23 protein-coding genes are annotated in these 21,569 nt (G+C 35.1%); 4 read left to right on the forward strand and 19 right to left on the reverse strand.

Annotation, left to right across the window (positions count from 1 at the left end; translation table 11 throughout):
• Positions 1–217: 217 nt before the first annotated feature.
• Positions 218–595, forward strand: a complete 378-nt coding sequence (locus ACKI3H_RS07145) for a PH domain-containing protein (RefSeq protein WP_407371590.1) — start codon at positions 218–220, stop codon at positions 593–595.
• An 87-nt stretch (positions 596–682) separates the two neighbouring features.
• On the opposite strand, the gene glnA (ACKI3H_RS07150) is transcribed toward ACKI3H_RS07145, so the two are convergent.
• The 8 genes from glnA (ACKI3H_RS07150) to ACKI3H_RS07185 all read right to left on the reverse strand — a co-directional run bounded on the left by glnA (ACKI3H_RS07150) (position 683) and on the right by ACKI3H_RS07185 (position 8,805).
• On the reverse strand, positions 683–2,023 hold the full coding sequence (gene glnA, locus ACKI3H_RS07150; RefSeq protein ID WP_407371591.1) for a type I glutamate--ammonia ligase: 1,341 nt from the start codon (positions 2,021–2,023) through the stop codon (positions 683–685).
• A 43-nt stretch (positions 2,024–2,066) separates the two neighbouring features.
• Entirely contained in the window at positions 2,067–2,459 is a 393-nt protein-coding gene (locus ACKI3H_RS07155; protein ID WP_407371592.1) for a MerR family transcriptional regulator, read from the reverse strand.
• Between the two features lie 233 nt (positions 2,460–2,692).
• The gene (glnA, locus tag ACKI3H_RS07160; protein WP_407371593.1) at positions 2,693–4,027 is read right to left on the reverse strand and encodes a type I glutamate--ammonia ligase; all 1,335 of its coding nucleotides are present in this window, start codon (positions 4,025–4,027) and stop codon (positions 2,693–2,695) included.
• 58 nt (positions 4,028–4,085) lie between these two features.
• Positions 4,086–4,451: a MerR family transcriptional regulator gene (locus ACKI3H_RS07165; RefSeq protein WP_407371594.1), complete on the reverse strand. Its 366-nt coding sequence runs from the start codon at positions 4,449–4,451 to the stop codon at positions 4,086–4,088.
• Positions 4,452–4,559: 108 nt separating this feature from the next.
• Positions 4,560–5,816, reverse strand: coding sequence for an aminotransferase class I/II-fold pyridoxal phosphate-dependent enzyme (locus ACKI3H_RS07170; protein ID WP_407371595.1), 1,257 nt, complete (start codon positions 5,814–5,816; stop codon positions 4,560–4,562).
• The gene (gene hflX, locus ACKI3H_RS07175; protein WP_407371596.1) at positions 5,813–7,075 is read right to left on the reverse strand and encodes a GTPase HflX; all 1,263 of its coding nucleotides are present in this window, start codon (positions 7,073–7,075) and stop codon (positions 5,813–5,815) included. Before hflX ends, ACKI3H_RS07170 begins: the two co-directional genes overlap by 4 nt.
• 43 nt (positions 7,076–7,118) lie before the next feature.
• Positions 7,119–8,072 (reverse strand): tRNA (adenosine(37)-N6)-dimethylallyltransferase MiaA, encoded by a 954-nt coding sequence (gene miaA, locus ACKI3H_RS07180; protein ID WP_407371597.1) that lies wholly within the window; start codon positions 8,070–8,072, stop codon positions 7,119–7,121.
• Between the two features lies 1 nt (position 8,073).
• Positions 8,074–8,805, reverse strand: a complete 732-nt coding sequence (locus ACKI3H_RS07185) for a glycerophosphodiester phosphodiesterase (RefSeq protein WP_407371598.1) — start codon at positions 8,803–8,805, stop codon at positions 8,074–8,076.
• A 149-nt stretch (positions 8,806–8,954) separates the two neighbouring features.
• Here ACKI3H_RS07185 and ACKI3H_RS07190 point away from each other — a divergent pair, with 149 nt between their 5' ends.
• Positions 8,955–9,185: an excisionase family DNA-binding protein gene (locus tag ACKI3H_RS07190; RefSeq protein WP_407371599.1), complete on the forward strand. Its 231-nt coding sequence runs from the start codon at positions 8,955–8,957 to the stop codon at positions 9,183–9,185.
• Positions 9,186–9,258: 73 nt separating this feature from the next.
• Here the strand turns inward: ACKI3H_RS07190 and ACKI3H_RS07195 are convergent, their stop codons facing one another.
• The 10 genes from ACKI3H_RS07195 to ACKI3H_RS07240 form a co-directional block, all read right to left on the reverse strand.
• The gene (locus tag ACKI3H_RS07195) at positions 9,259–9,654 is read right to left on the reverse strand and encodes a rhodanese-like domain-containing protein (RefSeq protein ID WP_407371600.1); all 396 of its coding nucleotides are present in this window, start codon (positions 9,652–9,654) and stop codon (positions 9,259–9,261) included.
• Positions 9,655–9,763: 109 nt separating this feature from the next.
• Positions 9,764–10,873, reverse strand: coding sequence for a hypothetical protein (locus ACKI3H_RS07200; protein ID WP_407371601.1), 1,110 nt, complete (start codon positions 10,871–10,873; stop codon positions 9,764–9,766).
• Positions 10,874–11,119: 246 nt separating this feature from the next.
• Positions 11,120–12,094, reverse strand: coding sequence for an ROK family glucokinase (locus ACKI3H_RS07205; protein ID WP_407371602.1), 975 nt, complete (start codon positions 12,092–12,094; stop codon positions 11,120–11,122).
• Positions 12,095–12,121: 27 nt separating this feature from the next.
• The gene (locus ACKI3H_RS07210; RefSeq protein WP_407371603.1) at positions 12,122–12,325 is read right to left on the reverse strand and encodes a YqgQ family protein; all 204 of its coding nucleotides are present in this window, start codon (positions 12,323–12,325) and stop codon (positions 12,122–12,124) included.
• An 11-nt stretch (positions 12,326–12,336) separates the two neighbouring features.
• Positions 12,337–13,044: a rhomboid family intramembrane serine protease gene (locus ACKI3H_RS07215; RefSeq protein ID WP_407371604.1), complete on the reverse strand. Its 708-nt coding sequence runs from the start codon at positions 13,042–13,044 to the stop codon at positions 12,337–12,339.
• A 213-nt stretch (positions 13,045–13,257) separates the two neighbouring features.
• On the reverse strand, positions 13,258–13,548 hold the full coding sequence (locus ACKI3H_RS07220) for a hypothetical protein (protein ID WP_407371605.1): 291 nt from the start codon (positions 13,546–13,548) through the stop codon (positions 13,258–13,260).
• A 167-nt stretch (positions 13,549–13,715) separates the two neighbouring features.
• Positions 13,716–13,865, reverse strand: coding sequence for a 50S ribosomal protein L33 (rpmG, locus tag ACKI3H_RS07225; protein WP_007724164.1), 150 nt, complete (start codon positions 13,863–13,865; stop codon positions 13,716–13,718).
• Positions 13,866–14,007: 142 nt separating this feature from the next.
• Positions 14,008–14,517 (reverse strand): hypothetical protein, encoded by a 510-nt coding sequence (locus tag ACKI3H_RS07230; protein ID WP_407371606.1) that lies wholly within the window; start codon positions 14,515–14,517, stop codon positions 14,008–14,010.
• Positions 14,518–14,541: 24 nt separating this feature from the next.
• A complete protein-coding gene (locus ACKI3H_RS07235; protein ID WP_407371607.1) occupies positions 14,542–14,892 on the reverse strand; it encodes a hypothetical protein in 351 nt (116 codons plus the stop codon).
• Between the two features lie 217 nt (positions 14,893–15,109).
• Positions 15,110–17,230, reverse strand: a complete 2,121-nt coding sequence (locus ACKI3H_RS07240) for a peptidoglycan D,D-transpeptidase FtsI family protein (protein WP_407371608.1) — start codon at positions 17,228–17,230, stop codon at positions 15,110–15,112.
• 152 nt (positions 17,231–17,382) lie between these two features.
• On the opposite strand from ACKI3H_RS07240, the gene ACKI3H_RS07245 reads away from it, so the two are divergent.
• The gene (locus ACKI3H_RS07245) at positions 17,383–20,139 is read left to right on the forward strand and encodes a YfhO family protein (protein WP_407371609.1); all 2,757 of its coding nucleotides are present in this window, start codon (positions 17,383–17,385) and stop codon (positions 20,137–20,139) included.
• 12 nt (positions 20,140–20,151) lie between these two features.
• On the forward strand, positions 20,152–20,790 hold the full coding sequence (locus tag ACKI3H_RS07250) for a pentapeptide repeat-containing protein (protein ID WP_407371610.1): 639 nt from the start codon (positions 20,152–20,154) through the stop codon (positions 20,788–20,790).
• A gap of 200 nt (positions 20,791–20,990) precedes the next feature.
• On the opposite strand, the gene ACKI3H_RS07255 is transcribed toward ACKI3H_RS07250, so the two are convergent.
• On the reverse strand, positions 20,991–21,521 hold the full coding sequence (locus ACKI3H_RS07255) for a hypothetical protein (RefSeq protein WP_407371611.1): 531 nt from the start codon (positions 21,519–21,521) through the stop codon (positions 20,991–20,993).
• Between the last annotated feature and the right edge of the window lie 48 nt (positions 21,522–21,569).

The following is a 21,569-nucleotide window of genomic DNA, read 5'->3' on the forward strand; positions in this document are numbered from 1 at the left end:
GAACTCCCGACCGTCCGCTTAGAAGGCGGATGCTCTATCCAACTGAGCTACTGAGACATGTACTAGCAACAAAATTAATTATAGGTAATAATGAATAAAAAGTCAACACTTTTTACGAATTAATTTAATTTTTAAAAAAGAACGTTATTTTAATCCGTTGTATTTTAAAAAAACTCAGTTTACAATGAGTCCATAGAAAAGACAAGGAGGGTTTTTCATGGGATTAATTGGTGGCCTTTTAGGAAATGCCGGAAATATCAGTGAGAACGAAGCTAGAAAAAAATTAGTTGGTGTTATTTTAGAGTCTGAAGAAATTGATTTAGCTTTTAAGTTAGTTCGTGATTTGATTATATTTACAAATAAACGACTAATCATTATCAATAAACAAGGTGTTACAGGTAAAAAAATAACTTATCAATCTTTACCTTATAAATCGATCAGTCGATTTTCAGTCGAAACAACCGGACATTTTGATTTAGATGCTGAATTAAAAATTTTTATTTCTAGCGCCAATGAACCAGCTATCACACTAAAATTTACAAATGATAAACACATTACCGCTATTCAACAAGCATTGGCTGTCGCTGTCCTCTAAAGCGTGGTTATGAAGCGTTTAAATTTAAATCCTAAACAGACAAGAAGAGCTAGGAATCCCCCCCTAGCTCTTCTTGTCTGTTTTATTTTAATACATTTTTAAGTACTGATCTCTTTCCCATTCTGTGACTTGCTCACGGAATGCAGACCACTCTATTTTTTTCGCATTCATGAAGTTTTCATAGATGTGCCCACCTAGTCCGTCTTTTATAATGCTGTCATTTGCTAAATAGCCTAATGCGTCTTGCAATGTTCCTGGTAGATCATGGATGCCATTTTCATGACGATCTTTTTCACTCATTGCATAAATATTACGGTTGACAGGTTCTGGTGCTTTCATTTCCTTTTTAATGCCATCTAATCCTGCTTTTAATAGAACAGCCATAGCTAAGTATGGGTTTGCACTAGGATCGACACTGCGCAATTCCACACGTGTAGACATCCCTCTTGATTGCGGCACACGAATCAGCGGTGAACGATTGCGACCGCTCCAAGCGATATAAACTGGCGCTTCATAGCCTGGCACAAGACGTTTGTATGAATTCACTGTAGGATTCACAATTGCTGTAAAAGCTCGAGCATGGTCTAAAATTCCAGCTAAGAATTGACGTGCTGTGTCGCTTAGTTCCATATCCCCATCTTTATCATAAAACGCATTTCCCTCTTCAGTAAATAGTGACAGATTAAAGTGCATTCCTGATCCATTAACACCATATAGTGGCTTAGGCATAAAAGTAGCATGTAATCCATGTTTGCGAGCGACTGTTTTGACAATCAATTTAAAGGTTTGAATATTGTCGCATGCCTCTACTGCACTAGCATATTTCCAATCGATTTCATGTTGTCCTGGTGCAACTTCGTGGTGACTTGCTTCAATCTCAAAACCTAAATCTTCTAATTGCAATACGATATCGCGACGGCAATTTTCACCTAAGTCTGTTGGAGCTAAATCAAAATAACCACCAGCATCATTCAACTCTAAAGTTGGTTCATCTTTTTCATCTAATTTAAAAAGGAAAAATTCAGGTTCAGGTCCTAAGTTAAAATCTGTAAATCCTAATTCCTTCATTTCTTTTAGTGTACGCTTTAAGTTAGAGCGAGGGTCTCCAGCAAAAGGAGTACCATCCGGATTATAGACATCACAGATTAATCGAGCGATTTTACCAGCCCCTTCAGTCGTTTCCCATGGAAAAATCAACCAAGTATCTAAATCAGGTCTTAAGTACATATCGCTCTCTTCGATTCGTACAAATCCTTCAATTGAAGAGCCATCAAACATCAATTCATTATCCAATACTTTTTTTAATTGACTAATAGGTACCTCGACATTTTTAATAACTCCTAAAATATCAGTAAACATTAGTCTCAAGAAACGGACATTTTCTTTCTTTGATGTTTCTTCTACTTCTTTTCTCGTGAACTTAGCCATACACTTTTTCTCTCCTTTTGATTAGCGTTTCCACTATCTTATTTTATCCTATTCGATTTTGATCTAGAAATGAATGTGCTGTCTTAACACCCAAACCACTTACAGCTAAAAACTCATCGTGCAATATTTTACGAACGTCATCATCTGTCATCACTTTAGTTATTTCTTGCTCTCTAGCTTTTTCTTTGTTTTCTTGCAATTCATATATTCGTTTAATGCCTGCCATATTGATTCCATCAGATAAATAATCTTTAATTTCAAGAAGTACATCAATATCATTCAAAGAATACATTCGACGGTTTCCTTCATTGCGTAATGGATGAATCAAATCTTGCTCTTCGTAATAACGTATCTGTCGGGCAGATAAATCAGTCAGTTTCATAACTGTACCAATCGGAAATACCGATCGTGAACGCCGTAGTTCTTTCTCACTCATCCTAGACCTCCTTTCGATTACTTTTATAGAATATCAGTCTTTTTTTTCAATGTCAACAAAAAAATGCATCAAATGTCAGAAAACCTAACACGGTATACCGAACATTTTATTTGAATAAAATTAGTTCGTTCCGATTAAAAATAAAAAATCGAACTATACCAATTATAAAAATATAAAAAAAGAACCTGTGAATAGCTTATCCACAGGTTCTTTTTGAATTTTTATTAAATAGGTTAATATAGCGTTAGGTACTTATCTTTTTCCCATTCAGAAACTTGCTCACGATATGCAGCCCATTCTATCTGTTTGGCACTGACAAAACTTTTATAAATGTGATTTCCTAATGCATTTTGCACAACTTTATCTTCTTGCAAGTATTTTACAGCATTGTGTAATGTAGAAGGAAGATCTTTTATGCCTTTTTTATATCTTTCTTCTGAAGACATACGGTAAATATTACGGTCGATTGGGTGCGGGACGCTACTTTCTTTCTTCACGCCATCTAATCCTGATTCCAATAATACTGCTACGGCTAAATAAGGATTTGCACTAGGATCTACACTTCGCAACTCTATTCTTGTAGACACCCCTCTCGAACTCGGAATACGCACTAGAGGTGAACGATTGCGAGCACTCCATGCAATGTATACGGGCGCTTCGTACCCAGGAATCAACCGTTTATAAGAATTGACAGTTGGGTTACAAATTGCTGTATAGCCTAAAGCATGATCCAATATACCTGCTAAGAAGTGATAAGCTGTTTTACTTAAACCAAGTTCATCCGATTCATCACAAAATACATTTCCTTGACTGTTAAACAAAGACATATTAAAGTGCATTCCAGATCCACCTACTCCTAATAAAGGTTTAGGCATAAAAGTAGCATGTAGCCCATGTTTACGCGCGACAGTTTTAACAATCAACTTAAAGGTTTGGATATTGTCACAAGCTTCTACTGCATTCGCGTATTTCCAATCAATTTCATGTTGACCTGGAGCTGTTTCATGATGGCTGGCTTCAATTTCAAAACCTAAGTCTTCAAGTTGCAAAACAATATCACGACGACAATTTTCACCTAGATCCGTTGGTGCAAAATCAAAATAGCCGCCATTATCATTTAATTCAGTTGTTGGTTTTCCATTCTCATCTAATTTAAATAAGAAAAATTCTGGTTCAGGTCCTAAATTAAAATCTGTATAGCCTTGTTCTTCCATTTCTTTCAGAACACGTTTCAAATTATTTCTAGGATCTCCTGAAAAAGGAGTACCATCCGGGTTATAGATATCACAAATCAAGCGAGCAACTTTTCCATTTACTTCTTCCCAAGGGAAAATCAACCAAGTAGACAGATCAGGGCGTAAAATCATATCACTCTCTTCAATTCTTACGAACCCATCAATGGACGAACCATCAAACATCATTTTGTTTTCCATAACTTTTTCCAATTGACTAATTGGAACCTCAACATTTTTGATGGTTCCGTCAATATCTGTAAACATCAATCTTAAATATCGAACATTTTGTTCCTTAGCACTAGTTTCTATTTCTTTGCGTGTAAAATTCTTCATTTTGGTTATCTTTACTCCCTTTTATAATAATTTTTTTCTATATGTTCCCTACGAAAAATTAAAAGAAGCGCGAAGGACCTTTTGGATTCATTCCTCGTAGAGCTAAAAACTCATCTTGTAAAATTCGACGAACATCTTCATCCGTTAACACAGACTGCTCTTCGTTTTCAACTTCTTTTTCTTTTAATTCATAGATACGCTTTATTCCTGCCATATTGATGCCATCTGCTAAATAGTCTTTGATTTCCAAAAGAATATCTATATCATTTAAAGAATACATTCTTCTATTCCCCTCATTACGTTCAGGAGAAATCAATTCTTGTTCTTCGTAATACCGAATTTGACGTGCAGATAAGTCCGTCAATGTCATGACTGTTCCAATTGGAAACACAGACATGGAACGCCTTAGCTCTTTCTCGTTCATGAGGATCCTCCCATCTAGCCTATTACTACAGTAACAATCTCTTTTTAAAATGTCAAAAATCTTACATCACCGAACTCTATTTCAATAACACTCAACGCTTAGAGCATTCTAAGCTTGGAAAAATAATTCTTCCACAGCAGAACTAACCGCTAACTTGACATGCTCATATGTCAAACCACCTTGGACATATAAGGTATATGGAGCACGAATAGGGCCATCAGCTGTTAATTCCATACTTGATCCCTGGATAAAGGTTCCCGCCGCCATAATAACATCATCTTCATAACCAGGCATGTAAGCTCCAATAGGAGAAACATGAGCATTGATGGGAGAATATTTTTGAATCGTCTGTGCAAATTTAACCATTTTTTCTTTGTCATTCAACGAAATCATTTGAATTAAATCTGTCCGTTTATCATTCCATTTTGGCGTACTTTCAATTCCACAAGCATCTAAAAGAGCAGCTGTATAAACAGCTCCTTTTATAGCTTCACCCACTGTATGAGGAGCCATAAAAAAGCCTTGATACATTTCTTGCAAGCTATATAAAGAGGCCCCAGCTTCTCTACCAATACCAGGAGTAGTCAAGCGATACCCGCAAGCTTCAATCAATTCTTTTTTTCCGACAATGTACCCACCCGTTTTAGCTAAACCTCCGCCTGGATTCTTGATCAATGATCCAGCCATCAAATCTGCTCCAACTTCGATGGGTTCTAGCTCTTCTACGAACTCCCCATAACAATTATCAACAAAGACAATGATTTCTGGATTGATTCCTTTAACATATTGAATCATTTCTTCAATCTGGCTTATTGTAAACGACGGTCTGCTTGCATAACCCCTAGAACGTTGGATAGCGACCATTTTTGTTTTCGCAGTTATTTTTTCTTTTATTGTTTCGAAATCCACTGCTCCATCTGACAATAAGTCTGCCTGATCAAAACCCATTTGGTATTCTTTAAATGATCCAATGCCATTTCCAGTAACACCTACGATTTCAAGTAATGTATCATAAGGAGTCCCGGTGATATACAACAAATCATCTCCCGGGCGCATTACACCAAATAAAGCCGTAGAGATAGCGTGTGTACCAGAAATGATCTGTGGTCGAACTAAACCTGCTTCAGCTCCAAAGACTTCAGCGTATACTCCCTCTAAAGCATCTCTTCCGAAATCATCGTATCCATATCCTGTGGAGGGTGTAAAATGTTGTTCCGTAATTTTTTTATTTCTAAAACTTTGCAAAACTTTATTTTGATTGAATAATGCTATTTCATGAATCTGATCATGGATAGGCTTGATTTTTTCCTCTACGGATTTAATTTTTTTTATTAATTCGGGTGCATAGTGCTTGTTCCAACTCATGACGTTTGATTCTCTCCATTCCATTTCGACTCTGCTTTCGCATAGCCTTTTACTACATAAACATTTTTTTCTTCATCGTATTCTTCGGAATCAACAAGTGTTTCTCTTTTTAATCGAACTAACTGCTCTCCATGACTAACTTCAACTTCAATCCGGTATGGGACCATCAATTCTTTCATTTTATTCATGATCTCAGACAGCAATTGATCAATATCTTCAGGAACATTCGCTGAGATAAAAACATTAGGGAAAAGCGAAGGATAGAATGCACCCTCAACGAGATCTTTTTTATTATATACAGTGATCATTGGAATAGATTCCATCCCTAATTCTTTCAACAATTGAACTACCGTCTGTTCATGTCCCGCCATATTCTCAGCAGAAGCATCTACTACATGCAGCAATAGATCGACACCCTTCGTTTCTTCTAACGTTGATTTAAAGGATTCAATTAATTGGGTTGGCAAATCTTGAATAAAACCAACGGTATCCGTTAATGTAACCGTCATTCCACTTGGCAACAATAATTGACGAGTTAACGGATCTAAGGTGGCAAACAATTGATTTTCTTCGTACGTATCTGCTTGAGTTAACTTGTTTAATAACGTTGATTTCCCAGCATTTGTATAACCCATTAAACCAATTTGAAAGGTTCCACTCTCCTTACGTTGTTCACGCGTGCGGCTACGATGCTTCTCGGTTTCAGCAAGATCTCTTTTGATATCAGTAATTTGATCACGAATATGACGACGATCCGTTTCTAATTTTGTTTCCCCCGGACCACGTGTTCCAATTCCTCCACCTAACCGTGACAAATTGATTCCTTGGCCAGCTAATCGCGGCAACAAATATTGCAGTTGAGCTAACTCAACTTGTAATTTACCTTCTTTACTTTTAGCCCGCATTGCAAAAATATCTAAGATCAGTTGAATACGGTCAATCACTTTCACATCATCCAAAAGAAGTTTTTGAATGTTTCTTGTTTGTCCAGGTGTTAGACCTTGATTAAAGATAACAGTATCTGCTTCTAATTCATCCACTAAAGAAATCAACTCTTCCATTTTTCCTTTGCCTAAAAAGGTACGTGAATCGACTCGATCTCTTTTTTGGGTAAGTTCCCCTACTACTTCTCCAAGTGCTGTTTCTGTTAGTTGTGCTAATTCTGTCAACGAATAACGAAAATCTTGATCGTTTTCTCTTGTTTGCACCCCAACGAGTATGACACGCTCTACCGTTTCAGCAGTTTCTTTTGTTTCCATTCCATTCACCTTCTATTCTAGTATTTTAACAATAAAATTATACTTATTCTTTTAAAAATCTTTTCACTTCGTTTTTTATTTGCTCCTCTTCTTCGGGAGAAGCCAATAAATCAAACCATTCTACGTTGTCTAATCGATTTTTAAACCATGTAAGTTGACGTTTAGCGTATCTTCTTGAGTTCTGTTGGATTGCTTCTTTCGCTTCTTGCAAACTAGCTTTTTTTTCAAAATAAGGAACCAATTCTTTGTACCCGATTCCCCTTGAAGCTTGGGCGTCTGGCAACTGTTGTTGATACAGCCACTCAGCTTCTTGAATCAATCCTTTTTCAAGCATATGATCTACACGGAGATTGATTCTCTTATACAATTCTTCTCGGTTAGTCGTTAACCCAATAATTTTAGCATCATAGAGCAGTTCTTTCTCTTTGCGTTCACTTTGGTAACTAGAAAAGGGTTGACCAGTTACATGATACACTTCAAGAGCACGAATGACACGTCGCCGATTATTAAAATGGATATTTGCAGCAGAAATAGGGTCCACATTAATTAACTGTTCCCATAAATAGCGATTGCCTTTTTCTATAGCTAATGCTTCCTGTGCTTCACGAAAAGCTGGATCATTATCACCACTGCCGCCAAAGGTTACATCATATAACAAAGATTCAATGTACAACCCCGTACCACCCACAATAATCGGCACTTTTCCTCTAGCAGAAATTTTCTCAATCAAAAACCGCGCTCGTTTTTGAAAATCAGATACTGAATAACTCGTTGTAACATCTACTTCATCAATTAAGTAATGCGGGATTTCTTGCTGTTCTTCTTTGGAAACTTTAGCTGTTCCAATGGTTAAGTTGCGGTAAATCTGCATAGAATCACCGCTGATGATCTCACCGTTGACAACTTTAGCTAACGAGAGGCTTAGGCTTGTTTTCCCAACAGCCGTGGGTCCTACAATAATAATGATTTTTTTCTTATTCACGCTATTCTCCTTCATACTACCATTTATTTCTAATTTCAAGAGCCTTTTGAGGGTAATCAGTAATGATACCTGCTACTTGTTTATTTAAACAAAATTGAATATCTTTGCTTTTATTGACCGTCCAGACACGTACCGGAATCTCTGGCGCTCCAAAAAGACTCTTATTTCTGAACCAACTTAACTTAGGATGCCACATCCGGACTGGGATATCTGAACCTAAAAAAGCGACATTTTCGCCATTATTCTTAAATAATAGAGCGATTTCACAAGAAGAATCCACTTCTTTTAATCGAATCAATGTTCGATAATTAAAACTAGAATATTCTATAGCAAAGGGCCAATTATTTCCAGCTGCAAAAGCTAGTACTTTCCTCTCAATACCCGGGTAAGCATAATAATCTGTTTTTAGCTCGATATTGATCAATCCTTTGTACCCAATTTCTTCAAGGAAACAAAAAACTTCCTTCAAGGTCGGGATACGACAATTAGTATATTCAGGAGAAAACCAACTACCTGCATCTATTTTTTTCAATTCCGTTAACGTTAGATCTTGAACTCTGCCTTTACCATCTGTTGTACGATCAACCGTTTCATCATGAATAACAATTATTTCTTTATCTAAACTTAAATGCACATCAATTTCAATGCCGTCGCTTCCCACTCGAACAGCTTCTTCGATTGCTTCTAATGTATTCTCTGGATGTGTTCCTTTGCTTCCACGATGAGCGATAATTTTCGTTTGGTTCATGACGTATAGTCCCTCCATTGCTTACATTCTTAATAATTATAGCATATTTCTATTCTATCCCCTATAGATAGCTCTATTTCATCTTATGAAACAGTCGTCTTTTTCTCTAAAGTAACGTACAATAGAGTCTGTTAGAAGGAGGAATCGAGATGTATTTAACGATTGAAGAAACCGCAGAATATTTAGACCTGTCCATCACTGATATTACACGTCTTATTCGGGAGAAACAGATTCGCACCTTGTCAGATGGCGAAACCCTTTTAATCTATAAAGAACAATTCAATTTATATTTACAGGAAATTGAAAAATATAAAAAAGACTTACAAGATTATTTGAACGAACCTATTCCTGAAGACATTGATATAAAAGACGAAGATTAAGCAAAAAACTTCCGCTAATAACTTATTAGCGGAAGTTTTTTTGACTATTAAATTCAATCGTTTATTTTATATATTATTGTGTTGCTTTCGTTTTTCCAGTCCAATCACGGTAACCGCCTTTAAGATGGTGAATATCCGTGTGGCCTTCCTTACGCAAACGAACAGCTGCTCGTAAACTAACTGCTTTATTGTGATCATAAAGATAAACAGGTTGGTCTTTTCTAATTTCAACGATACGTGTTTTTAAAGTCGAATAAGGAATATTTCTAGCTCCTAAAATGTGCCCTGCATCATAATCTTTTTTCTCACGGACATCAATTAATTGAACTTTTCGCATGTCTTTTTTAAAATCTTCCTCTGTTAATTCAATTGAAGCATTTTTACGTCTGAAATAACTATAAATTTCGTAACCTGCCCATACAATAATGATGATCCATAAAACTATATTAATCAATTGACCTATATCCAATTCTTACTTACCCCTTTCAACTCTTTCTACAGGGATAATTGTACACAAGAACGGCGTCTTTTACTAGCTTTTTTTATTGCCATTGTTTTTTACAGAATTTATGATGTACTTAATTAGGCATACTGATCAACGAATAGATTTTTTGCGCTTCTAAATCTAAAATACTTTCAAAACGCCAACCATATAAGCTATACTTGCCATTTTCTGACACGGAAATCGGAGCATTATCTGGCAGATCCAAAATAGACTTAATCGTCTTTCCATCAAAATCCAATTGCCCAAATTCAAAATCCCCTGTTCCAAGTTCTAATTTCACCGATTCTTTTGCAAAAACTCCATAAACGGGTGTATCTCTTGCAGCCTGACTTAAATAAGGAAAAACAAGACGATCGTTCATGGTTACTTTAGGGATTGTCATAAATGACTGATCCACCATAAAAGGATATTGGTAGTTCAAGAGTAATTCATCATCTGAAAAATCTGAAGGTGTGTAGGTAATAAACGTATCTTCATGAACAAAAAAACCAGAAACCTGATTCTTTAATCGTAAAGATTCATTCGTTCGAGTATCCCCCATATAAAGATCACCTGTTTCAAGAGAAAAATCATCTTTATTATCTACATATAGATACAAATTAGAAGAATACCAAGAAGGTGTCAGCGAAGCAGAAGGAACGGGTACAACTTCATTAGTTTCAACATTCCAATTGCCAACAGCTATTTTTTCTTCTGACTGATAATAAGAAATGAATATCTGATTTTGATTTGCCGGGTTCCAATTTACGTTAACAAATCCTTTGGTTACTAAGGGTAATTTTTGTACAACTGTTCCATTTAGGTCAACTATTCTTAATTCTCCACCATCTTCACCAACAACTTGAATCAACACTTGTTGCTGATCTTCTGAAATAACAGCGGTTAAAATAATGCCATCTGCTTCATAGACAGGATTGTTCTCACCTGTAAAAATATTAAAAATAGATAAACTGTCATTATTAATTTCACCAGTGTGCAGCAAAACCTCTTCATCTGACATCCATCCGATTACTTTTCTAAAACTTTCATACTCTATTGGGATTTCCTTATATGACAAAGGATTTTTTTCTGGGTCAGGAGCTTCAGTTGATTGTTTTTTAGTGCAACTTATTAAAAATAAGGTCGCGGAAAAAAGTAAAATAACTAAGCTAAAAATGATATACTTTTTCTTTTTTCTTTTCATTCTAATCACCTTATTTTTGACTTATTTAGGATTCTCCCTCTCGAAAGCATTCTCATCATCTCGTTAGATTATAACATACGCTATACGTTTAAACACTCATTAACCTTTATATAACAACATCAACGAATGTATCCCCATACAAAATCCCACTTTTAAATGAATAAAAAGACGACTTCTTTAAATTACCGAAGTCGTCTTTTTATTCAGTATAACTTTACTTTTCAATAGCTAAAAAGAATGATTAAATCAAAGAGTTCCATTCAAATGTTCTTTGATTAATGAACTGGCTCCAACTACTCCTGCATTGTTTCCTAATTCAGCTAATCTAATTTTTGTCGTTTCACGAATAGTTGGATAAGTAAATTGATCAAAATAAGTTTTGATTTGATCAATTAAAAATACTCCAGCATTAGAAACGCCTCCGCCAATTACAATTGTAGATGGATTTAATGTATTTGCAACACTTGCACAAGCCAAACCTAAAAAGTAAGCTACTTTTTCGACAACTCGAACAGCTAATTTGTCATTTTCTTTTGCAAAATCAAAAACATCTTTGGCTGTTATTAATTGACCATCGTCAATATTGTATTTCAACTGTGATTCTCCAGCGTAGTCTTCCGAAAAATCTCTAGCTAAACGTACAACTCCTGTAGCACTTGCTACAGTTTCCAGACAACCTTTCTTTCCACATGTACAGTCATACCCCTCTGGATTAACTGTAATGTGTCCAATTTCTCCTGCTGCACCAGCAACACCATGAATCAAACGGCCGCCAGCAATAATTCCTCCACCAACACCGGTTCCTAAAGTGATAAAGACAACATCTTCTTCATTTGCTCCAGCACCCTTCCAGCGTTCTCCAAGAGCCGCTACATTTGCATCATTATCAATAGCAAAAGAAATTCCAGTGCCCTCTTCGATTAATTTTTTAACTGGCTGGCTTGTTTTCCAATTCAAGTTGTACGCACCAATAACGGTTCCGGCTTTACGATCGACTGTTCCTGGGGATCCCATTCCAATGCCAATGAAATCACTTGGAGTTAATTGATATTTTTCAAGCTGCTCATTGATTGATTCAACAATTGCCGGAACAATTCGTGATCCATTTTCCGTTGAATCGGTTACAAGGCTCCATTTCTGTTGAATATCCCCTTCACTTGTTAAAATTGCAAATTTTACAGTTGTTCCACCTAAATCGATTCCAATGATTTTTTTTGTCATAATACTTCTTCCTCCGCATTCAACTTATTATTCTTTTGATTGTTCTTCTTTACGATGCTCTTGTTTTAAAATCAGTAAAGCGGGCAAATATTCATCATTTTCTATCAGCCCATTTTCGTGTAATTTTTTTAATTCAACCATCATTAATTCAATATCCCAAATTCGTTTTCCAATATATACATAAATACCAAAGCGTTTCAATAATTGCTGCACATCATATAAAGTTCTCACTGCTCCACTCCCTACAGTCCAAATAGAGGGACAGCGGTATTGAGGTAACCTATATAAGCTAGAACAATAACCATTAATAGAAACAGTCCGCCATATATCAAGCGCTTATTCCGCCATATTTTAAGTGGGTTAGGCACACTGATGGCTGTGGCAAGCAAAAAGCCCCCTAACAAACCTCCTAAATGTCCAGCCATATCAATAGAGGAACTAAATATTCCGAATACAATATTAATAATAATCAACATACCAAAACTTTTTGCCATTTGCTGGATTGCTGGATTGGATTTAAACGTCTGCCCAAGCATAATAGTCGATCCAAACAGACCAAATAAAGCTGTACTTGCACCAGCAGATAAAGCATCACTAAACGCAAAACTCGCAAGATTTCCTGCTATGCCACTAAGCAAGTAAATTCCGGCAAATCGCAAATGTCCAAACATACCTTCTAATTGTTCCCCTAAGTAGTATAGAATCACTGAATTCATTAATAAATGAATAAATCCAATATGCAAGAACATAGGTGTAATTAATCTCCACCATTCTCCTAAAACAATATATGGATTAAACTTTGCTCCATATTTTACTAATGTAGCAACGTTAGTACTTCCACCATCTAAAGTCATTAAAACAAATGCTAAAATTTGAATTATCAAAAGAGCATAGGTTACGACTGGTTTTCTAAAAAAACGTTTTAATTTCATTTGAGTACTGTATTCCAAACTATCAACTCCATTCTATAACTAAATGAACCAGTTAAAAATCAGACTGATCAAATAACCTCTACTATTTATTATAGCATAAAGCTGCTTATTCTTAACAACAATACTCAAGTTCATATTATAAAAATAGGCATATAAAAATACTGTTAAGATTTAGGTGGTCAACTAAATCTTAACAGTATTTTTCTTCAACAAACACATCAGCAAATACGTTTATTCCATATTTCCGATATCTTTACTTAAGTTATTGATAGCGTCTAAATTTTCTTTTGTATGTTTGTCTTCAGAATCTGAATTTTCTTCTTTCGTATCAGATTCAAGAATTGAAATAGTAACGATTTGACCTGGATTCAAATAATAAGATATTCCTTTTTCGTCTTCTAATAAGACAAAACTTTCTAACAATTCTCCATCTTCATCTGTTACTTTGTTTAGCAGTTGTTCAGCAGAACTATTGAAAGTAACAGTTGTTCCATTACTGAAATGTACTTCACTTTTATCCATCCTCAAAACCACCTTTTCATTTATTGGTTTTAGTATATCAAATACACATCATTGAACCTAATGCTATGCTCTTCAGATTAGTTTTCTCCATATAAAAAAGCTGAAAGAATTCCTTTCAGCTTTATCTATATAGATCTCATTTTTTGCGAATTGAAATAACAAAGATGTTATTTTGTTTCACGATGTAAAGTTACAACACGTTCGCGCGGGCAGTATTTTTTGAATTCAACACGGTCCGGACTGTTACGTTTGTTTTTCTTTGAGATGTAATTACGTTCTTTACATTCTGTACATTCCAATGTGATGTTTACACGCATGATTTTCCCTCCAAGCATTAAACAGTATTTGAAGACATAGTTGTTGTCTTCTGACTTAAATATCATATCACTTTTTGTATAAACATGCTAGCATTTTTTTAGAGGTTGTAAAGTTTTTTTACTTTACGCCCTTTATTTCCACTTAATTATTATCCATCAATACACTAGCTAATTCATTATAATCCATCTCACTTGATACTTCATAAGAACCAGGACGAATAAGCGCAGCGTAACTATTATCTTCTAAGAACCCATCAAAATCAAAAGCATCATCTATCAATCCCTGTTCTTCTAGTTGTTGACTGGCAACACTACTTGGATCGCCATCATTGATAATAACCGTAATTTTTTTCTCACTAGGTTCAGAGGATTCTGATTCGGCATTCTCCGCTGATTCACTTGTTGCTTCTTCAACGTCAGCAGTTTCACTTGTTTCCGTTTCTTTTTCTAAATCAGCAACTTCCTTATCAGCTAATAAAGCTTCATACTTTTCTTTATAGGAAATTTCTTCTTTAGTTGGGACAGTTTCTTCCGTCTTCTCATTTTCAGAGGCGATTGGTTGAACATCATAAAGGAAAAGTCTATATCCTGCAAGAACAATAGCAGAAACTAAAAATCCTATTGCTAAGTAACGTAATGCCGGTTTACTCATGTTATTATTCTCCTTTATTAGGGATTAATTATTTTTAACATACTCATCGATAACAACTTTTACAGTTGCTTCAGATAAACGTGTTTGCATAACAATGTCTTCAATTGCTACACCTTGCGTATATAAACTGACTACATGCTTCTTCAAAACATCATGAATCTTAGCTGATGTTGGTGTTTCTGTTACTTGAATATTTAACTCTTCTTCTAATACTGAAACCCGTTTTTTCAAACTATAAATGTCTTGTAGCAATTGCAGAGACAATTCTTCAAATTCTTCTTTAATTTTCTCGCCATTATCTTTTTTATAAAATGACCAGCCAATTAACGCAACCGCAATGACTAATAAGATAATCACAATTATCCATAAGTCCATCAAATTCACCTCTTCTTTTTAATCTCAAATTCAAGTTTAACATACCTTAGTTAAAAAAAATACTTTGTAAAATAAACTTAATAATTTAATGATTTAGCAATGTATTTTGCTGAATTGGGAAAACAAGGATTTAAATTCAAGAATTACTAGATACACTTCTGATTGCTGTAAAAAAAAGACTTTACCAAAAAATCTGGTAAAATCTTTTTTAAATTTCTCATTCTTCCGTTTCTTCATCTTGATTTTCAGCAATTTCACCCGAAAGGTCTTTATAGTCGCCAACTTGGAAGTAAGCATCCAAAACTTTACGAGCAACAATTGTATTTTCGTGATTGGTATTCGTATTTGGTAAGAAGGGAACAATAACAAATACCGCTATTTCAGGATTATCATAAGGTGCATATCCGACAAAAGTACGGTTGGTTGTCATTTCTCCTATTCTGTCTGTTTGATTGCCATAGTAAGGCGCTTCAGCAGTTCCTGTTTTACCAGCTACTGTATATTCAGTTCCTGTAAAGTAACTTGTAGCTGAACCGTTCGCCCCATTCGTTACTTGGTACATTCCTTGTTGGACACGAGACAATTCTTCTTTTCCAACATCAACAATGTTCAAAACTTCTGTTTCTAGTTGTGTTTGAATAGCACCCATATTTCCATTTGCATCTGTTGATCTGATTTCATCTACTAAACGAGGCGCAATACGTTTTCCACCATTTGCAATTGTTGAGACATATTGCAACATTTGAATTGGGGTATACGTGTCATATTGACCAAATGTAAATTGCAAAGCCAATCCGGGATTATCAGCTGTTCCTGTAAAACCAGAACCTTCTCCAGGTAAATCAATTCCCGTTTTCACACCTAATCCAAACTGAGCATAGTAATTTCTTAATTTTTTTATAACTGCCTGATAATCGATGTCCAAAGCCATATTTCTATAGTAATCGTACTCTCCACCCATTCGCAAAGCAATTTTTGACATATAAACATTAGAAGAACGTTCCAATGCCGTAATATCGTTTACTGCGACACTACCAGAGCGGTTAAATACTGAACTAATAGTAGGAGAACTTTTAATATATAATGGTTCATCAACTAACGTATTATCTGCTAGCGTGATTGCTCCATCCATATATCCAGCTAGTACAGTTGCCGGTTTGACTACAGAACCCATTTGGAAACTTGAATTAATGATATCCAAAGTATAATCTTCAATTTCGCCGGTTTCTGCATTCCGTTTTTGACCGGTCATCGCTAATATTTCACCATTGTTTGGATCAGCTGCCACAACATATATACTGTCATTCAGCCCTTCACTTTCAGTAGCTAAAGATTCCTTAGCAATCTCTTGAACAATTTTTTGAAAGTCCATGTCAGTTGTTAAAACAAGGTTATCCCCTTTTTCACCAACATAACTTTGAATTGTATTGACGATATCTCCGTTTTGATTTGTTTCCGTTTCTGATTTTGATTTCGAACCACTTAATACTTCTTCATATTGCAGTTCCAAATCGCTTTTTCCGACTCGGTCATTGCGTGCGTATCCTTGTGCTAAATAAGTCGCTGCTTTATTCTCAGGAAGACCTTCAGCTTCACTTGTAACATTTCCTAAAATACTTTTAAGCATATCTTTTTCCGGATAAGTTCTGACCCAATCCGTACCGGTATCGATTCCTGGTAATGCCAAAAGATTTTCACTTACTTTTGCGATTTCGTCATTCGTTACATTTTCGCTTTTAACGTTGATTGTTGATAAAGCGTAACCGCCATTCATTCGTTTAAAAATAGCTGCCGCTTCTTGTTCTTCCTCTGTAAATTGAATATCTTCATCTGTTACACTATCGACTTGAAGTTGATAAAGTTCTGCCCCGCTTAAAGATTCCTTTTGCTCATCGCTGATGCGTTTATTCACTTTGTCTTCATCTAGAGCAATCCAAAAATCTTTTAAATCTCGTTTTGACAAATCAAAATCACTATCTTGTTCAAATTCCGTAACATTCGGCATTTCGATGTACTTCGCTAAATTCACAGCAATTTTTGCCATATCTTCACTAGAAACACCACGGCCTCTTGTATAAGTAATCGCTTGAAGAGCTTCATTTCCGACTAATTTACGGTGCTGGCTGTCGTAAATTTCACCTCTAGGGACGGTTCCAGTTGCCAAAGTAGTCTCCGTTCGCTGAACTTCTGTTTCAAATTCTTCACCTTTAACAATTTGCAAGTAACCCAATCTAAGAATCAACATAGCAAATAGTAGGAAGACCGTGAAAAATAAAAAATTCAACCGAAAAGGAATATGCGATTTTTTCTTCTTATTATTATTTTTAATTGTTTTCAAAAAAGACACCTTCCTGTTCAAATTACTTGTCTCATTGTATCAAATTTGTTTTGAATTAACTACTGATTAAAGAAAACTTTAATTATTTCATCTCATTCTATGCTATTCTAGTACTTGAAAGAATTACTAGATCGTAAATGGAGTTGAAACTGATGCAAAAAACAATGCAGACCTTTATTCAAAAACAATGGCCCTTGTTGTTAGCTTTTTTTGTTCCTTTCTTTACGATGGCGCTCATTTATATTTTTCAAGGCGTCTACCCTTTTGGAAATGATTCTCTACTAACAGTCGACTTAGGACAACAATACATTGATTTTTATTCGTATTATCGACAAACTTTTTTTGATGATCCAACGACATTCTTTTATTCTTTTTCTAAAGCTATCGGCGGAGATATGGTAGGGTTATGGGCCTATTACCTGACTAGTCCTTTTAATTTATTATTTTTACTCTTTCCGCATACTCAGGTCACGTTAGCAGTGACTTGCTTGACTCTTTTAAAGATTAGTTTAGCAGGGTTAAGTTTTGGCTATTTATTAAAAAAATCGTTCAGTGGAACAGGTTTTATCTTAGCCGCCTTTTCAATTAGTTACGCTTTAATGGGGTACACGATTGTTAATCAATTAAATATCATGTGGCTAGACGGCCTCATTTTTCTACCGCTTATTGTGATAGGGCTTGAACACTTGATTGCTGAAAAAAAAGGGTTGCTTTACTCTCTTTTTCTTGGACTGATGTTATTCGCAAATTATTACATTGCTTATATGATTTGTCTCTTTCTAATTTGTTATTTCATTTTTCGTTTGACCGGTGTTTCTTATCCAAATAGTACTCGATGGAAAACCAAGTTTATAGACATGCTCACTTCAATTGGATTATTCATTTGGCATTCTCTATTAGGAGCAGGATTAGCAGGTATTTTATTGCTGCCAACTTTCCATTCTCTTATGGAAAGCAAAGCCAGCTACACGAAATTCGAATTTGATTGGGAATTAGCCTATCCGTTTCCAGAAATGTTATCCAAATTATTTATTGGCGCATTTAATTTTGATCAAATGCCTTCTGGTTATCCTAATTTATTTATTGGCAGCTTAGCGCTTGTCTCATTCTTATGTTACTTCTTTAACCAATACTTTTCAAAAAAAGAACGATTGACAGCCTTAGTGATGATGATTCTATTTGTTGTTTCTATGAATTTAGAAGCTTTCAATAAAATCTGGCATGCTATGCAATACCCTATCTGGTACCCTTATCGATTTTCATTTGTGGTTTGCTTCTTTATGTTAATTAATGGATTTAGAAGTTTTATGCATTACGAAGGCATGCGACCTATTAGTACACTTGTCAGCATGCTGTTAACTGCATTAGCAAGCTTTTACGTTTATACTAGAGAATTTGATTTTATTTATACAGAACAAATTGTTTTAACGATTCTTTTTACCTGTATGGTGATTTTTTTCTTTATCATCAAACCCCAACATTACGTTTGGCTACCTGCTGCGCTGTTTCTTCTCACCGTAGTAGAAATGGGTGTCAATGCTCAAATTGATTTATCGCGTTTGAGTTATGTCGATCAAGACAGCTTTACGGTTTATCAAACCGGACTTGATGATAGTATTGATGCCATTCAAGATATGGACGATAATTTTTATCGAGTAGAAAAAACATTTTTACGAACAAAAAATGATAGTTTTCAAGCTGACTATCCGAGTGTAACTCATTTCAGTTCAACTTTCGAACGAACGATACCTGCATTATTTGGTAGTCTTGGTTTTCCTGTAGGAGATGGTTTTCTTGCCTACTCTAACGGAACGCTGGTAACTGATGCTTTATTTAATATTCAATATTATATGAGCGAAAAAAATGATCTTTATCTTGTGGAAACCAATCAACCTTTAGGCGTCAAAAGTACCCGATTGAAAGAGTCTTTTAATCGGACGCAACAAGTACCATCATTAATAGATTCTTTACTGATTCCTTCTGTTTCAGAAGCTAAAAAAGAAGAATTTGAACTAAATGCTATGCAGACAAAACCTGATTTACGCTCTTATACACAAATTGGTGAAACAGATAAGACATTTATTTACGAAAACCCCAATGCATTACCAATTGCTTTTGGAAGTTCTGGCTCTATCTTAGACGTTTCTTTAAAAGAGGATCAGCCGATTCAGTTACAAGAAGCGATTTTACAAGCTTTGATCGATGATCGAGTTACAGAGCAGTTCTTTGTGCCTAGCGATTTTGATAGTACCGTATACCAAAATGTGACCCTATCTGATGCTCTTAACGAGAAGATTTACCGGAAACAAGTTCTGAATAACGATGCATCTGTGAGTTTTCAATTTACACCTGAAACGAATGATTCCTTCTATTTAACGCTTAGCCCCAATATTAAGGAAGAAGATGTTAATTTATTTTTAAATGGAGAACCGTTCACTCAGTATGAAACGTATAGAGATCAGTTAGTTTTAAATATAGCCAGTCAAAATAAAGGAGATACGCTTACATTTAAAATTGAATTAGAAGAATCTACGATACGTTTAAAAGACTTTCAACTGTATCGTTTAAATTCAACTGCATTTGAGTCAGCTATCCAATCTTTAAAAGCTGGTGGTATAACTATTGAGGAATATAACAACACGTCTTTTAAAGGTTCTGTAGCTATTCAACAAGACCAAGAAGTCTTAATGACTACTATTCCGTATAGTGCAGGTTGGTCTGTCAAAGTTGATGGTATTCCTATTCAAACGAAAAAAGCTTTAGACAGTTTGTTAGTTATTCCTATCTCTGAAGGTAAACACGATGTTGAATTTAATTATACGACACCTTTATTTTTTGAAGGAACCATTTTAACACTCCTTTCGGCAATGCTAATTTTCGTTACAAGTCTTTTCTTTAAAAAAACTTAAAGGTGGAAACTAATGAATACATCAATAAAAATAGCTCAACCTAGAATACCTAGCAATCTAACAACTACGTATTTTTCTGAAATCGATGATGAAGCTTACTACACAAATTGTCAATTTAGAGACTGTACCCTGTCCAATAAACACTTAGAAAATATCTGCTTCCAACATGTTTCTTTTGTTAATGTGACATTTGAACATTGCCAATTTACTCGTTTTGAATGTTTAGATGTTACGTTTGAAGGATGCAACATTAGTAACAATGAATGGATTGGTGCTATCTTCCATCGGACAACTTTCAAAGATACCAAATTTCTGGGCACCAACTTTGCTGAATCATCTATCGTTGACACTCAATTTGACCATTGCATCGGGAATTACAGTTCTTTCAATTATGCTTCAATGAAGCAAGTTCGTTTCCAAGACTGTTCACTGGTCGAAAGTGAATTTTTTGAAGTGACTTGGAAAAAACTAGATTTTGTAAGGTGTCAATTAAATCAACTGTCTATTATGCAAACCAACCTCAATGGATTAAATTTTAGCGATTCTGAATTTGAAAACTTATCTTTGTCCATTAATTTAGTAAAAGGATGCAAACTAAATGCTGGTCAAGCTCTGATCATCGCCAATATGTTAGGCGTTTTAATTGTCTAATTTTAAACTTGCTTCAATCTTTTAAGCCTCAATCAAAGCGGAATCACTGAAGCAATAATGGTTTGTCATTCGCATTGAGTCCTTTACACGGCTGCAATCATCCTCTATCTCTCCATAAATTAAAGAGACCCAGTTCCGTTTTTGGAACTGGGTTTCTTTAATTTAACCTAAGATTACTTTTTTGAAAGTTTTAAATTTTTTCATCGTCTGGTGGTATCATTATCTGAATTCGGTGCAAACCATGGTTGATTATTATACGTACCATTATATCGCGGACTGGTAATATCGCTATTCGCTGAACCTGAATTGATAAAATCAGATTGATGATTAAACTCTTTATTTCCTTCAATATTTGTGATGGGTTGGCCTAAGCGTTTTTTTGGGTACCAATAATCCTTGTCTGAATTCTCACCTAACAACAAAACATACTCTAATTTAGACATTGCTTTGTTATATTGTTCTTGTTCTTCTTTTACTGATAATCCATATTTTTCTAAAGAGAAAATATCATCAGTTTCTGTGTGGTGAACCAACCAAGTTGCTTTTTCTAACAGAATTGGACGATTTTCATAAGGCGGAACAGCCATTTGGAATTCATGTAAAATGGCTTCTTTTTCTTTGTTTGTAACAAGTGTCATTTGGTTAATCGCTTGCCCCTCACCCAAAAGTTTGTTTATTTTTTCTATCAATGATTCTATAGACGGGTAGACACCAATGAACCGTTTATTCATTTCACCACTCCTCACTGATTAAGGCGTTCCTATTTTTACATCTAAATT

This window comes from Carnobacterium sp. (assembly GCF_045617425.1).
Lineage (GTDB): Bacteria > Bacillota > Bacilli > Lactobacillales > Carnobacteriaceae > Carnobacterium_B.